Origin of the sequence: Bradyrhizobium sp. U531 (assembly GCF_051710265.1) — a bacterium.
In the GTDB taxonomy this organism is placed as follows: Bacteria; Pseudomonadota; Alphaproteobacteria; order Rhizobiales; family Xanthobacteraceae; genus Bradyrhizobium.
The window spans coordinates 345,110-359,386 of record NZ_JASVEN010000006.1 but is presented as its reverse complement, the minus strand read 5'-3'; the positions used below and the strand labels follow the sequence as shown (position 1 = coordinate 359,386).

Genomic DNA, 14,277 nt, shown 5'->3' with positions numbered 1-14,277 from the left:
TCCAGGAATCCGCGTAAGTTCTCCTTGTCACCCTAATTGCGCCATGCCCGATGCTTCTTTCTGATGACGGTGCCGCTACGCGGTGGCTCCCTGCAATGGGCCAGCGGCTTCCTCCATTTTGTGCCGCCTCATCCGAGTGACGACCTCGCCACGAGCCAGGAAGGATCGTTCGGCGTAAGTATCGACTCTGGGGAACTGCACGCCATAGGTTGGTTGATGGCGATGTGCAATGGCCATGATCGCGCCTTCGTCCGAACGCGCGGTGACCGTGAGGTGCGGCGCGCAGGCCTAATCGAGCTCGACAACGAGAGAATGGTGGCGCCCGACGCAAAGTGGAAAGGGGAGGTCCTTGAACAACCCAAGGCCATCATGCGTTACGTACGAGGACCGGCCGTGCATAGGGCGACGTGCACGCGCGACACGTCCGCCGAAAACGCTGCCAATACACTGGTGTCCGAGGCAGATGCCGAGAATCGGGAGCCGCCCAGAAAGTTCGCGGACGACGGCGGTAGATATTCCGGCTTCCGTTGGCGTGCATGGACCGGGGAGATAACGATTGCGCGCGGCTTGAGGCGAACAAGTTCGCTGAGCCGACCACGTCGTTCCGGAACACCTCAGTTGCTTGACCTAACCTGCGGAAATAGCGCGCAATGTTGAAGAGGAAGGAGTCGTAGTTGTCGATGATGACGATCAAAATCCACCGGGTGTTTTAGCGCCAAATGCATCAAAGATGCGCTACGCCTTCGCGAGCGTCTCCTGGTATTCGGCCTCTGGCTCTGACATCGCGGTTATACCGTTACCGGCGTGAAACACCGCTTGTTAGTCATTGATCGTGACAGTGCGGATCACATTACTCGTATCCATGTGCCCGTTGAAACCGATGAAGCCGATCGCCCCGCAACAGACCTCTCGCGCCATAGCCTCGATGTTCGTAATAATTTTCATCGCGCGGACCTTCGGTGCCCCTGTGATGGAACCGCCGGGAAAGCAAGCCCGAAGTAAGGAAACGGCGTCTTGGACTTCTGCAAGTTCACCCGTGACGACTGACACGAGGTGGTGCACTGAGGCATAGGTTTCGAGCTTGCAGTTCGCCGCTCATAATGCGCTCACCGATGGCCTCAGCAATGCGCCCCGCAGTCGTCGCGTTTTGGTCAGGGCCAATCATAGATTATCTACCGCAAAATCAGGGCATGAGTAGGTCGCATCGTCTAGTCTGACTCCAAACCGACAGTTCATAGATAATTTCTCTGATTATCTATGATGGAATGCTAAGGCAAGTTGAGCCTGATTCTTGGCGCCAAATAGGACGATGTGACGAATCATGGGTGCCGCAGGAGCGATGTCGCTAGTTTACAGCCCTGCTGCGCTACGGCAAGCTCACCATTGCGTCGAGCTCGCCGGAACCGTTACTGAAGCTTGGCGGACGACAGGTCGAAACGCGACCCATCAAAGGTACGATCGCGCGATCCGCTGATTCCAAGGAAGACCAGCGCCGCGCTGATAGGCTGGTCGCATCCGAAAAGGACCCGGCAGAGAACACTATGATCGTCGACCTCTTGCGGAACGACTATCTCGCGTTTGCACTGTGGATTCGATCGACGTTCCTTCCTTGTGTGCAGGCCCTATGCTTTCTAGCCGGCGCAAACTCAATCTTCATCGGCGATGTGCTGTTGACGACTAAGAACCCGCAGCGCGACCGTGATGCCAACTTGCTGGACCGGCTCGGCATCTCGTCCGGGCCTACTAAATGAAAGAGGCAGCGCGCAGCTGTGCCGTAACTTGAGTGAAAGTGACAATGCAGATTATCTCGATGAAAGGCAAAATCCATCGTGTCTGGGTGACTGGAGCCGATCTGGACAGCGATGGCTCGGTTTCGAATGATCGTGCGCTGCTGGATGCGGCAGGACTCCTGATCCACGAACGCGTCGAGATCTACAAGATTGGAAGCCGGGGCGCTTCGCGACCTATGTGGTGGAAGCCCCCCGCGGATCGGGCTCCATAGATTTGAACGGTGCGGCTGCGCGACTCGCGATGCCCAGAGGCAAGGTTATCGTCGTGGCATACGAGTCGCTTGACGAGACGGAGGCAAGACCTTTCAAGCCGCACGTTGTGTTCGTCGATCGAGAAACTCGCATTCTGCCAGGTCGAAGCCAAGAGAGGCCGATATTTGAGCTTGCTCTAGGCGGCCAACAGACTTTCTTGCGCGATCCTGGGAGTTGAAGAGTGACGTTAAGCCTTGCGGTCAAAGTTGCCGACTATGTCGCGCAGTTGCATGCCCTGAACGAAGACGACCGTCTTCGCTGCCTCAAGCCGCGCAGTGGGGCAGATTTCACATCGAGAATGATTATCTGGCGCTGGCGAGCGCGCCGCGCATGAAAAAGGCTGTCACGGCCACGCTCGAGGCGGGCACCCCGGTCGGGCCGGCGGGTCGCGGCTCCTGCGTGGCAATTGCGAAGAACAGCCGAGGCGGAAGCAGCTCGGTTCTTTGGGGCGGAGGCGCGCTTTTTTTCCCGCGGGCTATCTCGCAAATCTTGCAGCCTGACAACGCTGCCTCAGCGGGGTGATCTGCTTGTTCTCGATTCTCTTGTGCACGCAGGTGTTCATGAAAGGGGCGCGTGCTGGCCGGGCCGAGTTTCCTCTAACCGCCCACAATGATACTCAATCGGTCGAAAGCACAATTTGTGACTGGCGGGCCACGGGTGGAATGGGCCGCGTCTGGATCGTGGTTGAAAGTGTCTCCAGCATGGATGGCGATTTTGCCCCGCTCAAAGAGCTGATCGCGATCGCGGATCGATATGATGCGTTTGTCGTAGTGGATGAGGCCCATGCCACGCGCGTTTACGGGGAGCAGGGTCGAGGGCTCACAGCGCCTTATGAAAGGCGCGAGAACCTCTTGGTTGTCCATACCTGCGGCAAAGAACTGGGAGCGGCCGGGGCGCTTGTCGTGGCCTCGGGCGTGCTGCGCGACTTCATGGTCAATCGTTGCCATCCATTCATCTTCGCCACCCCGCCCTCACCATTGATGGCCGTCGCCGTGCGGGAGGCACTCTTCATCCTGCGGGAGGAACCAAAGCGACAGCAGCGGCTGGCCAAGCTGATCGCGTTCACGCATCGAGAGATTGGCGCGCCCAGTGGGCGAAGTTCCTCGGAGTCGCAGATCGTGCCCTATCCTGGGCGACAACGCGCGTGCGATGCGGCTCGCATCGAGACTGCAGGCGCGCGGTTTCGATATTCGCGCAATCCGGCCGCCGACTGTGCCGGCGGGCACGGCTCGTCTGCGAATTTCACTGACGCTTGCGGAGGCTGAAGTGCGTGCAATGCTCGATGCTATGTTCGAGGAGAGAAGAGATGGAGCTCGAGCAACAGGTCGTGGTGACCGATGCGGAGTACCGGATGAGATAGACGTTTTTGCGGCCGGGCTCACCCATCTCTTCGGTGCAATCCTGCTGCGAACCGATTCAGGCCGGCGTGGCAATAGGCAGTGAAGGGGCTCCAGAACTTAGACGCCTCTCGTGCTTTGCTCAGGCAGACCCAGAAGCCTCGAGGCTTGTGAGATGAAAGCTTTGCAATCTCCTGATTAGCTGCGGAATTCGGCAACGAGCTGCCCAGCATTGCGGAAATTCGGCTCAGAGTCCGGGCAACATAGGACGCAAAGATGAAAACTTCCGGCCGACCAAGGTCGGAGCGGACAAGGTGCGTTCAGGGCTCGGCGCGTTTATTGAAGAGACGAGAGGTGAAGCTCGATGAGTCAGCGGATCGTGGTGACAGGCACAGACACCGGAATCGGAAAAACGGTGTTTTCCGCGGGGCTCGCCGATCTCCTTGGCGCCAACTATTGGAGACCGATTCAGGCCGGTCTCGAAGGAGAGACTGATGCCGAACTTGTCGCGCGGCTCGGCGGTCTCTCGCCCGATCGCATCATGCCGGAGCTTTACCGACTTCGCACTCCCGTTTCGCCACGTCAGTCCGCTGAAATTGACGGAGTTCGCATTGAGCCAGATTCGCTCAATGTGCCAGACACCGGGGAGCGACCGTTGATGATTGAGGGCGCTGGCGGCCTGATGGTGCCGCTCAGGGGCGATACACTCTACATTGATGTGTTCGAGCGATGGCGACTTCCAATCGTGCTTTGCGCGAGCACGGCACTTGGCACCATTAATCATTCGTTGCTGTCGATAGAGGCTCTGCGAAAACGCCAGATCCCCATTCTTGGGATAGCCTTCATTGGGGAACCCAATCCTGAGACCCAGATCGCGATTCGCGAGATTGGGCGGGCGCGTTGGCTAGGGCGATTGCCCTGGCTGTCTCCCCTCGCGGCAGACACGCTGCAGGCCCCGTTCAAAACCGCTTTTCATGCTGATCAATTCAAGCAATGACGACGAAGCCGAAGTCGCCGATCTGGCACCCGTTCACACAACACGCGCTCCAAGAGGAGATGACAAAAGTTGTGCGGGGAGATGGCGCTTATCTCCGCGCCGCTGACGGTCGCCGAATTATCGATGTATATCATCCTGGTGGGTGGTGACCTACGGTCACTGCATTCCACATATCGTCAGCGCCAACCAGGAACAGGCAGGCAAGCTCAACCAGATCATCTTCGCAGGCTACACCCACGAACCGGCGGAGGAGCTTGCTGCGCAACTCTTGAAGCTCGCAGGGGGATCATTCTGCTTCACGACGCCAAGGCACATACCGCCGCGATGAAGCCCGCCTTCCTACGGTACCTGCATGACAATGGCTATCACGTCGTTCAACATCGTTCCGACGGCGCCGCTGCAGAGGAATGCCGATACGCCTTGATGGCGGAATGTCACGATGGCGCAGATTGGATATAATCCCGAACCAACTAAGCCGTCCTTCATGCTGGCCGGTGCAATGATGAAGGCGGAATCGCGCCTGAGCCGGCAAGCTCCCGTCATAGGAATGTAGGAAAGTGACGTAAGTCACTTCAGACGTCTGCCTCATCCGTGCCGTTTACGCGCCGACAGGAGTGGTAGGCGCGCATAGCCGCTACGAAGCGTCCTCGTGCAGCACTTCCTGATTTTGGGATGGCAGAAGCCTGCCGCTTATGCCTGAGCGATCTTCCGCGACGTTCTCACGGAGTAGCGCGTGTCGGCAAGCATAGAACAGTCTTTCAACAAACAGATCGTAAAGTGATCCAAGTGAACGATAGAAACGTCTCGCGCGATACGGCCCGACGATGCTCTCAAAGCATTTAACGGCAATGCGATGGCAGGCGGTGAACCTGGCTCATCAGGACGGGATGTTGTCTATTCGAAGAACACGAGAGAAGCCGGCCTCAATCGCGAGCTCAACGACCAAGTTGCACGCGTTCGTCGGGCGTCCGTGATGTTCTTCATCGGCGCGGCAACAAATGGCGCGTCTGATGAGAAATTAGAAAAACTGATTATCTAAACACTACCGAAAACAGTGTGCCATGGACTCGCGTGTTCCACGATTCTCTGAGAGCATAGATGCCAGCAATGACGGCGGTAGGGACGCTCATGATCCCCAACAACAGCTTCGACAAGGCGAGTAATTCAATTATTCCCGCGGACGGATGAGCGTGTTTTCCGCCACGCGCGCAACCACGTCATGGGACCGTCAAATGTGATTGATCGAGACTGGATCCGGCAAATCGCTGGTCGGCCTGCCGTTCGAGCTTTCTACGAGGGGGGAGAGTAGACCCTAATCCGTGAGCCTGTTCGCAAGCGGTTAGCCTCGCTCCTGTAACGTCCGCGCATGAACACGATCCGCCCGATGTTGGGCGACACGCAAGTCCAAAGAAGAAGAGACTGCTCCGTGCGATCATCACGATGTTCGGCAAGTTATCTTTCGAGTTTCCCAGATATTTTAGCTTAGCTAGGAGCGACACAAAGACGCTATCACCGCGGTGTGAACTAAACGTCATCTGACCTTCAACCCTGCGGCATATCTGTTTTGGATCCGGTGCTGCGGCAGGCTCCTGCCCCGATGCCGCCGCTGGACCAGGTCGTACATTGGTAAAACTTGACGGAGGATGTGACATGGTGACCACGCGTGAAGTCTCTAACGGCGACGCTACAACGGTGACTCACATGGTTGCCGCCCTACGTGCCGAACTTGAGGGCGGACAAAAGCAGGGCGGACCAGATACCCAGCTCGTTGTCGACCTCTTGGCCATGAAAGAGCGCGTCCATGGGTTTTTGGCCTTCACGGAGTCACGCCCGGTCGGCCTCATTATGTTGTCGGAAAGCGCCGCCCTTTTTGCGGGCGGAACCTACGGTATTATCACCGAACTCTACGTGGTGCCGGATCAGCGGTCGTCTGGGGTCGCGATGCGTCTCATTGAGGCTGCGGTGGGCCTAGGGACGGTAAAAGGCTGGGGCCAGCTCGAAGTGGGGGCGCCGAGGCAACCAATGTGGAGCCGTAGCCCCAACTCAGCATTATACCTGAAGGCCGGTTTTGCAGAGATCGGCCCACGCCTCAAGTTGCCGTTACACGGCTTACCTGGTCAACGTGCGAAACGTGATGCTGCGGGCAGCTCGCGGTTAGATCCTCGGCAGCAACGCGCACTGAGCCGCTTTCGCTCGGATTCGACTTCTGCGAGATTTGCGTGAGCGTCGATTTGCCGGCGCCCGATTGACCCGCGATGAAGTTTGTAGTGCCGGGTTTGAGTCCGACCGACAAGTCAGAGAGAACCGGCGCATCTCAAACCCCTCATTGTGAGTGAGCCAATCCGCGTGCCCAGCTCGAAGGGACATGAACCCCTGCGCGGCGATGAGCCTTCTGTAAGGGCGGAACGCTGGCCAGTGTCCCAAGGCGTACGGATGGGACGGGCTTACGAAAGGCTCACGAGCTCGCCCCATCAGTTGACCGGTTTAATATTCTTCGAGGTCACTTGCGCTGGCGTCGCACCGATGAGCTGTTCGTACAGGAGAGGATCTGTCGCGCCCTCGGTGTTGATCAGAAAGACCCGTGCATTGGGTCCAAGACCGACCTTGCCACGCAAGGTCAGGTCAGAAGCAGCCTTCAGTAATGCTGCGAGGCCAACACACCATTTTCGCCTGCAACGACAACGGGATCGCCATCCTCGGGTTTGCCAGTCGTTTCATCACGCTGATTGCGTCCTCGTCGTCGACAGTCATAAAAGCATCCGCCGTGCGAAAGGATGCGCCAAGCGACAAGCGAAGGCTCGTAGCATTCGAGCATCGCCATCACGGTCGCTTGCCCATGATCTACCTTGACAGGATGACCGGCGCGCGCGCTTTCGAAGAGGCATGCTGCCCGCGAGGGATCGACAACTTTGAAGAAGGGGCGGTGTCGCCCAACAGAATTGATAGATGTCCAGCAACGGCTGCGGCGATGCCACCGACGCCTGCCTGGAGGAAGACGTGCGTCGGCGGCTCCGGCAACTGGCGTAGTGCTTCGCTCACAAGTGCGGTATATCCCCGCATTACAAAACGTGGGATCCGCTCATAGCCGGGCCAGGACGTGTCAGACACTGTGATCCAACCTTCTTGTGCCGCAACTCGCGATGCTTGGACGACAGAATCGTCATAGTTGCCGTCGACACGGATCATCTGCGCGCCAAAGCGGGCGATGGCGGCGATGCGCTCGTTGCTCACGCCTGAATGAACGAAGATGACGCATTTTGCGCCAACGAGCTGGGCACCTTGGGCAACTGATCTGCCATGGTTGCCATCCGTGGCGCAAGAGACCGTCATACGTCTTGCCACGGTCTTTACTTCAGCTGTGTGCAGCTCGGACGCGTCAAGATGGCGACCGAGCTGCCGAGTTGCTTCCTCGAGCACCAGGGCCTTCACTGCATAGAACCGCCTTTAGGCTTTGAAACTCCCAAGCCCGAGACGTTGGCCTTCGTCCTTTAGATGGATCGAACCCACTCCAATCTCGCGGGCAGAGCCTGGCAAAGAAATAAGAGGGTTTCCTTGTGACCATCGCGATGGTTGAGAAGCCGCTCGACCTCCTGAGCTGCTTCGAGGCTCAACGTGTCGGCGTCCGAGGCATCGAGGGGCGTGCGATGGTCGATGGGCTGTTTGAGGAGAAACATGGTTTGGCTTTTCTCGGGAGCGCTTTGCATGGAATACTTCAGTTAGGAAAATAAAGTTCCGCCTTCTGGAATCATTTTTTGCAAGATTCATACCCGAGGGAGAGCTCCTTGATCAGCTTGGACCCTCGAGCCGAAAGTCGCAAACGATACGGCGCGTTCTGCAGCATAGAAAAATCGCTCTATTGGCGTCATACTTGGCAGCGGATCGGCTGCTTCGTGAACCTGTCACAACCAGCGGGCCTTCGGTCGTGAAGACCGACCACAACCACCTTCCCCACTGTTCTTTAAGAAAATCTTGAACATGGGAAATTGATTAGACATGAGCAAGGCACAATTTTCGAAAGTTTTTTGTTTTTGGTCCTAAGAACTCCAGAGCGACTTTCAAGCGAGTTTTCTTTAGGCGATTCCTGGGTGCTGTGAGCCTATCAGCGAACTCGGTCAATTCGCTACTGCCGATATCCAAAAACAAATTCATCGAGTGCTTCCTGTTGTGCCGCGACGCTCGCGAGATGCTTGAAAGTCTTGTCAGTCAGCGACATCTTTGCGACCCGGCCATCGCGTGCGCAGGGCTTGCGCCGCAGGAAGCCGTTTTTCTCGAGCAGCTTTGATTGGCTCGTAACGAACGAAGGCTCAACGTGCATCAATTTGGCCACGACGTTGACCGGGACACCGCCTTCTCTGTCCAACTCCGTTAAGGCCATCAAGATCATCCACCGTGGCCCAGTAATCCCAAGTACATCGCCGCGGAACTGGCGAAGTTCCTCCAGACACAAATGGATCGATCTGATCTCCCACGGACGCGGGCTGAATGAAACTCGGAGTCACATCATGGCTATCCGCTCTGCGATTGTCGGGTTCTTTCACTCTAGACTCTGGCGGTTGATCGAGAGAGGAGCGCACTGGCTCGCCGGCTTGCTTGCCATCGCGGCCATCGGCTGGATCTGGGTGCGCCCTGCCGAGAAAAGTTGCGGTCAGCCGACCTTTGCAGGCGCAGAACAGCAACAAAAGCGCCTCGTGATTTTCCTCGACGGCACATGGAATAGCATTGACAGCAACACGAACGTTTGGCGCATGCGGGCGCTGTGCGCAGGTAAAGGCAAAGATGACAAACCCCAGATGGTCTATTACGAGACCGGGGTGAATGGTTTTCTTGGCGGCGTGTTCGGCCAGGGGCTGGATGAAAATATCCGACTGGCTTACGAGTGGCTTGTCGAAAACTATAATGATGGCGACGAAATCTACATTTTCGGATTCAGCCGCGGTGCCTTTACCGCCAGAAGTCTGGCTGGACTTGTCGCGCTCGAAGGCGTCCTGAAAGCGGGCTCACCTGTCGGCCTTGGTCAACTGTTTGGCTCGCTACCAGAAGGGCAACGAAGAGAGCATCTGGACACTGAAGGACAAAGAAGCGGCGGGAGACGCAAGTAAGCTAACACCCGAGGAACATTCCCTACTCAGATATTCACAACCCGCCAAAGTTAAGGTGGTCGGCGTGTGGGATACGGTCGGATCGGTTGGTTTGGCCGCGCGGGATATTCCGCACATTAGCCGCTCACAATTTGGCTATCTGCAAACGGGATTGTTCCTGCCAATCCAAAACGGGTACCACGCACTCGCTATCGATGAGCACCGTAACGACTTCGCTCCCACGCTGTGGACCATTCATCACACCAAAGATGGAAAAGGGCCGCCGATGCGCCCGCTTGCCGCCGTTGAACAACGATGGTTTGTGGGTGCCCATGCCAATGTCGGAGGCGGCTATGAAGACGATCTGCTCAATCAGGCTCCGCTGCGCTGGTTGATGCAGAAGGCGGAATTGCCCGGGCTTTCGTTCCGTTCAGAAGTCACGCTCGATGGAGATGCCCTGAAGGCGCCGGTCATGGATTCGTATCACTCATTCGCCGAGGGGTTCTACGCGCGTGTCACACCTGCTCTTTACAGGCCTATCGGCCCAGAGCCCGAGGTCCGTGATAATGGCACTCACACCAATGTCAACGAGACGATCGATGTCAGTGTCTTTCAAAGGTGGCGCGCCGACCCAAAATATCGTCCACAGAACCTCGTCGAGTGGTCACGGCGCAGGAACGTTGATCCTGCTCAGCTGCAGACTTCCGTACGGGCTGACGATCCTCGCATATCGGTGCCCGACCAATAGGGTTCGCCTAATTTGGTCCAAAACTAATACTGGCAGCCGAATTCGAATCGGCAGTCGCCTATTTGAAAATGAAGGGCCTAAATCTGTGGAACAGGATGTAGGTGGTTTGAGCCCACCCAACTGTACCAAGGCTGCGGATAACTCCGCGCGTTCTCAGCATCTTATTGATACACCACGAGGATTTGCGCGGCCTAAATACAAAAGGCTGCACAAATGGCGTTACGAATGGTTGCGTTGAATAGGATTGCTGACGGTCGTTGGTTTGCTCGCAAGGTCATTGACCTGCCGAACTTTCATCCATTGGCGATGTTCATGAGAGTGCCAAGTCGCGCATACCATACTCTTGCCCACCCCATTCACCCGGCGCTCCGGTGGACACGGCTGCGCAATCACGACGGTTAGGCGTCTCGCCCCTCGTAAGGCGCCGGATTAGCCAGGGCTGAAGATCAAGCAGAGCAGGATCGCCGCCACGACCAATGTCCAACCGATTGACGTGGCGAGAGCCCATACTTGGATTGGCATCGAACGAACTCTCCCGACGACACTGCTGGCGGGGGACAGCGGCCTCTTGAAGTTACCTCAAACCCTGTTCGAGATAAAAGCCCTTACTTGGGGACCGCCAGAATCAAAAGCCGGACTCGCCACTTGTGAAGTCAAAAACGATTTCAGACCTATGATCTTTCGCCCGTGCCAAGACTACTGTAGAGGCGTCCATTGCGCGCAGAGGGCGATCGAAAGTGAGTAGTAGCAATCGGCGCTCAAATTGGACGGCATCAGCCTAGTTGTTTACGAAGCCAGATGGGCTTCGCGTCGCGATTGTGCCGCGCCCAAGACGTCGCCGCGTTCGACAGTCCTGCTCTGCATCTGAACGCAGGTGCTCTACTCTACTGCCGATAGCGATCGCTTCCCCGTACGCGCCACAGGGTTGAACGGTGCGGGAATGCGGCGCACTGCTCGCTGATCGTGCTGGAAACCAGCGGCCCATTGGGAGACCAGCAGGAATTATGCGCCGTATTTGAATAATCTTTCATGATGAGCCGGCGAACCGAGGATTACCTGATCTCTACTCCTCGCCAAAATTGAGCTCGGTCATGGGCATTGTTGATCTTGTCAGCAGCAGCTTCTGGTGCCGACGGCACCTGGAGTTGCGCAACTCTGCTTCCGCTCGTCTTCACGTAAAGTGAGTTGGTCGGTCGTGTTGCCATCTTTGTAGACGTCAATCGCTGTTGTCCCGGAGCTTCTCCAACTACGTCGCTCAAACCCGCACGAACCATCTTCGGAAAGTGGTGGCGAGAGCTGCGTCCGCTTTCAGTATCTTTGCTATCCTTTCAAGCCGACAGATATTTTGCCTCTTGGTAGTTGTCATTTTCATTTGATTGCAGATGCGAGGCCAGATGAGGAGCAATTTGACTCCGCTTCGCCCGGTCTGGACTGAAAGCCATTGGATGTGGGATAAGCGAAAATCAAAGCGCGTTCACTTCGAGCACGAGTACCGGGCAACCCTTTTAGGTCTAGACGGCACGTGGCGGCGCGATTGCATTCTCATCGACGTTTCCGACACCGGAGCACGCCTTCGAATGCATGGATCGACAGACGTGCTCAAAGCTCGCCAGTTCTTCCTGCTGCTTTCAACCGTCGGATTACGGCGATGCAAGTTGATTCGACTGGACGGCTCGGAAATCGGGGTCCAATTTGTAACCAACCGGAATATTCGCCCGGGCTAATTGCCAGAGAAACCAAATCCGGTTCGAATTGATTCAATGAGGAGGGTCGTCCTCCCAACTCACTCCTGAATCGACGCTACCTGGCAGCAGCGATGCCCCTCATCTGCGTTCTCATTGTAGGGCGGTCCATCCCGGGTATCGAACCCTTATGCGATTGCCTGAACGGCGCCCGAGAACATGCCGTGCAGCGGTCTCAGGACGTAGTGCTCCCCGTAGCGCTGCAGCGGTATAATCGTTCCGGAACACGCCACATCGCCGCAAATGCGGACTACCTGCTTCGAACAGTTGGGCACTGAGTCAGCATTTGATGACATTTAACTTTGTCATCGATCGCTGACATTCACAAATTGTCAACGAACGCCGACTTATGCTAAAGTAAGCGAACGTAGACATTTGGATGTCCCATGCTCATACGCACACCGGCCGAACTCGGCGCCATCCTTCGCGACCGGCGCAAGAAGCTCAAACTCGATCAATCGACGTTTGCCAAGAGCATTGGCGTCAGCCGCCAATGGGTGATCGAGGTTGAGCACGGTCACCCGCGCGCTGAGCTCGGGCTGATCCTTCGCGCTCTCGACGCCCTGGACATCCGCCTGGATGCGGGCACCGAACAAACGCCAGCCCGCGGGACCACCAGGCCAGCCGTCGATATCAACGCCATCGTGGCCAAGGCCAGGAAAAAAAGGGCATGACGGGCGAACCTGTTGCTCTGCTCGATGATCGGAAAATCGGCCGCGTGCGCAATGACGCCCGCGGCCGGCTCAGCCTTGTCTATGACAAGGACTGGCGCCGGGCCGAGGGAGCCTATCCGCTATCGCTGTCCATGCCGCTCGCGGCCGAAGAGCACGGTCCTTCCGCCGTGCAGGCCTTCCTCTGGGGACTACTGCCCGACAACGAGCGCGTGCTGGAACGGTGGGCCCGAAGATTTCAGGTGTCCGCGCGCAACGTGTTTGCCCTTATTTCCCATGTCAGCGAGGACTGCGCGGGTGCCGTTCCGGGAAAAGCTCAAGAAGCAGCCTGAAAAAGAAAAGCAGTCCGAGAAGAAAGACTAGCTCCACCCCGGCGCCACCGGTATCTTTCCTACAACGCCCCTAAACACGTGGCCGCACCGCCACGCCGCTGGCGTCACAAAACGCACGCAGCTGCTGAATACAGCTTTGCGCGGTAAGCTTTGCCTTGCACGGACGAATGGCCCGGCTTGTCGCGTATGCCCTCATGGGGAGCGGCCGTAGCGGTGTCTTCGTTCGCAGCCACTCAAGTTCGGCCGGCACACACGCCCCCGGCCACATGTAGGTCTGCCTCCCGCGCTGACGGCTCGTCTAAGGCTGGACAAAGATAACCTGTCGCGGCTGACTACGCTGACTTGCTTACAAACAGAACCGTAATCACTGCTGCGCTGCCGATTAGCAATACGACCCCAACGTAACCCAAGGGAAATGAGCTGGACTTTCTGAACACATCCACCTCAATCCCTTTGTCACGAAGCAATGCTCTGACGGCTTTGTCCGCGTGCTTCTCTGCTTCATGGTTCTCGCGTATCCAGACAATCGCGTACACCGTGAGGACGGCGAGCGCGGCAGCCATCATGTAGCGCTAGATAGGATTAGGCTTGATTTCCCCTTTCCAGGTCAAGGCGGCAATCCCGCCGATTACCGACACCAGGATCGTGACCACCCAGGAAAAGATGTCCCACTGCTTCTTGCGGCGGTACTCGAGCTCGCAGCGCGCGAACTGAAGGACCTGTTCGTGGCCCGGCATGGTCTGCTGAGGGGCATCGGACATTTCGCATCTCCGGGGTCGCCTGACCTTCTCAACCCTAACCGGACCTCATCCAATTGCAACCCAAGATCGTTGAAAATATCGACACAGCCCTATCGGCAAATGGATCAAAACCTTCTCCGCCGAGGACAAGATCCTTACAATCAGGTCGCCGGCCGTGGAGAAACCGCCACCGGAGGTTCGCGCTTCACCTATAAGGCCGACTGGAACACCGACATCGCCTGCTGCTTTCCCGTCAGTCGCCGCGAGCATGAATGGAAGCAAGGGTTGCACCCCATCTTTCAGCATCTCGGCCCCGAGGGCTGGCTTCGCGACAAGCAAACCCACGTCGAGCCGTTCAGGCGCGCGCCGCGCGGAAGCGCTATCGGGAGATGGTCCCTGTTCTGAATGAACAGAGCCTCCGGCGCTTTGTCGCCCTGGAGGCGAAAGCGCTGGGACACGGCGGGGTCAGCTTGATCTCCGGATCAGCGGATTGGCGCGGTCGAGCGATTTATCATGGACTTTCTGACATTCGCGACAACGTGGCGGTTCCGGCTGGACGCGTCCGTAAGGCGGGCGGCGGGCACAAGAAG

At 57.2% G+C, this 14,277-nt stretch carries 11 protein-coding genes and 9 pseudogenes; 14 read left to right on the top strand and 6 right to left on the bottom strand.

All coding sequences use genetic code 11. The features are described 5' to 3' along the window. Nucleotides 1-128: 128 nt before the first annotated feature. Together QRQ56_RS26800 and QRQ56_RS26795 are read right to left on the bottom strand one after the other, a co-directional pair. A pseudogene (locus QRQ56_RS26800) lies at nucleotides 129-694 on the bottom strand (anthranilate synthase component II). Between the two features lie 41 nt (nucleotides 695-735). After that, nucleotides 736-1,092, bottom strand: a pseudogene (locus QRQ56_RS26795) (chorismate-binding protein); the annotation flags it as partial. 257 nt (nucleotides 1,093-1,349) lie between these two features. Between QRQ56_RS26795 and QRQ56_RS26790 the strand changes: the two are divergent. The 8 genes and pseudogenes from QRQ56_RS26790 to QRQ56_RS26755 form a co-directional block, all read left to right on the top strand. Further along, nucleotides 1,350-1,615, top strand: a pseudogene (locus tag QRQ56_RS26790) (chorismate-binding protein); the annotation flags it as partial. Further along, a pseudogene (locus tag QRQ56_RS26785) lies at nucleotides 1,614-1,751 on the top strand (biotin synthase BioB); the annotation flags it as partial. The pseudogenes QRQ56_RS26790 and QRQ56_RS26785, both read left to right, overlap by 2 nt. Before the next feature lie 44 nt (nucleotides 1,752-1,795). After that, a pseudogene (locus QRQ56_RS26780) lies at nucleotides 1,796-2,220 on the top strand (aspartate 1-decarboxylase). A 3-nt stretch (nucleotides 2,221-2,223) separates the two neighbouring features. Beyond that, nucleotides 2,224-3,347 (top strand): annotated as a pseudogene (locus QRQ56_RS26775) (8-amino-7-oxononanoate synthase); the annotation flags it as partial. Between the two features lie 396 nt (nucleotides 3,348-3,743). Beyond that, nucleotides 3,744-4,376, top strand: a complete 633-nt coding sequence (gene bioD, locus QRQ56_RS26770) for a dethiobiotin synthase (protein WP_438744156.1) — start codon at nucleotides 3,744-3,746, stop codon at nucleotides 4,374-4,376. Next, a pseudogene (locus QRQ56_RS26765) lies at nucleotides 4,373-4,653 on the top strand (aminotransferase class III-fold pyridoxal phosphate-dependent enzyme); the annotation flags it as partial. The gene bioD and the pseudogene QRQ56_RS26765, both read left to right, overlap by 4 nt. Nucleotides 4,654-5,229: 576 nt before the next feature. Then, nucleotides 5,230-5,415: a hypothetical protein gene (locus tag QRQ56_RS26760; RefSeq protein ID WP_317245078.1), complete on the top strand. Its 186-nt coding sequence runs from the start codon at nucleotides 5,230-5,232 to the stop codon at nucleotides 5,413-5,415. Between the two features lie 611 nt (nucleotides 5,416-6,026). After that, a complete protein-coding gene (locus tag QRQ56_RS26755; RefSeq protein WP_438744154.1) occupies nucleotides 6,027-6,599 on the top strand; it encodes a GNAT family N-acetyltransferase in 573 nt (190 codons plus the stop codon). Here QRQ56_RS26755 and QRQ56_RS26750 read toward each other — a convergent pair. From QRQ56_RS26750 to QRQ56_RS26740, 3 genes and pseudogenes are all read right to left on the bottom strand, one after another. Then, a pseudogene (locus QRQ56_RS26750) lies at nucleotides 6,544-6,669 on the bottom strand (ATP-binding cassette domain-containing protein); the annotation flags it as partial. The gene QRQ56_RS26755 and the pseudogene QRQ56_RS26750 overlap by 56 nt on opposite strands. 178 nt (nucleotides 6,670-6,847) lie before the next feature. Continuing rightward, nucleotides 6,848-8,050: pseudogene (locus QRQ56_RS26745) on the bottom strand (diaminopropionate ammonia-lyase). A 446-nt stretch (nucleotides 8,051-8,496) separates the two neighbouring features. After that, nucleotides 8,497-8,823, bottom strand: a complete 327-nt coding sequence (locus tag QRQ56_RS26740) for a MarR family transcriptional regulator (RefSeq protein WP_438744152.1) — start codon at nucleotides 8,821-8,823, stop codon at nucleotides 8,497-8,499. Between the two features lie 55 nt (nucleotides 8,824-8,878). Between QRQ56_RS26740 and QRQ56_RS26735 the strand changes: the two genes are divergently transcribed. The 5 genes from QRQ56_RS26735 to QRQ56_RS26715 all read left to right on the top strand — a co-directional run bounded on the left by QRQ56_RS26735 (nucleotide 8,879) and on the right by QRQ56_RS26715 (nucleotide 12,947). Then, nucleotides 8,879-9,475, top strand: coding sequence for a phospholipase effector Tle1 domain-containing protein (locus QRQ56_RS26735; RefSeq protein ID WP_438744150.1), 597 nt, complete (start codon nucleotides 8,879-8,881; stop codon nucleotides 9,473-9,475). Beyond that, on the top strand, nucleotides 9,399-10,202 hold the full coding sequence (locus QRQ56_RS26730; protein WP_438744148.1) for a phospholipase effector Tle1 domain-containing protein: 804 nt from the start codon (nucleotides 9,399-9,401) through the stop codon (nucleotides 10,200-10,202). Before QRQ56_RS26735 ends, QRQ56_RS26730 begins: the two co-directional genes overlap by 77 nt. 1,382 nt (nucleotides 10,203-11,584) lie before the next feature. Further along, nucleotides 11,585-11,926, top strand: a complete 342-nt coding sequence (locus tag QRQ56_RS26725) for a PilZ domain-containing protein (protein ID WP_438744146.1) — start codon at nucleotides 11,585-11,587, stop codon at nucleotides 11,924-11,926. 404 nt (nucleotides 11,927-12,330) lie between these two features. Next, complete coding sequence (locus QRQ56_RS26720; protein WP_231188961.1) at nucleotides 12,331-12,618, top strand: helix-turn-helix domain-containing protein; 288 nt, start codon at nucleotides 12,331-12,333, stop codon at nucleotides 12,616-12,618. After that, nucleotides 12,615-12,947 (top strand): HipA N-terminal domain-containing protein, encoded by a 333-nt coding sequence (locus QRQ56_RS26715; RefSeq protein ID WP_438744143.1) that lies wholly within the window; start codon nucleotides 12,615-12,617, stop codon nucleotides 12,945-12,947. The genes QRQ56_RS26720 and QRQ56_RS26715 overlap by 4 nt, the downstream gene beginning before the upstream one ends. Nucleotides 12,948-13,519: 572 nt before the next feature. Here the strand turns inward: QRQ56_RS26715 and QRQ56_RS26710 are convergent. Beyond that, nucleotides 13,520-13,708 carry a hypothetical protein gene (locus QRQ56_RS26710; RefSeq protein ID WP_438744141.1) on the bottom strand — a complete coding sequence of 63 codons (189 nt, stop codon included), beginning with the start codon at nucleotides 13,706-13,708 and terminating at the stop codon, nucleotides 13,520-13,522. Between the two features lie 99 nt (nucleotides 13,709-13,807). Here QRQ56_RS26710 and QRQ56_RS26705 point away from each other — a divergent pair, with 99 nt between their 5' ends. Next, nucleotides 13,808-14,092: a HipA N-terminal domain-containing protein gene (locus QRQ56_RS26705; protein ID WP_438744139.1), complete on the top strand. Its 285-nt coding sequence runs from the start codon at nucleotides 13,808-13,810 to the stop codon at nucleotides 14,090-14,092. Nucleotides 14,093-14,277: the final 185 nt, after the last annotated feature.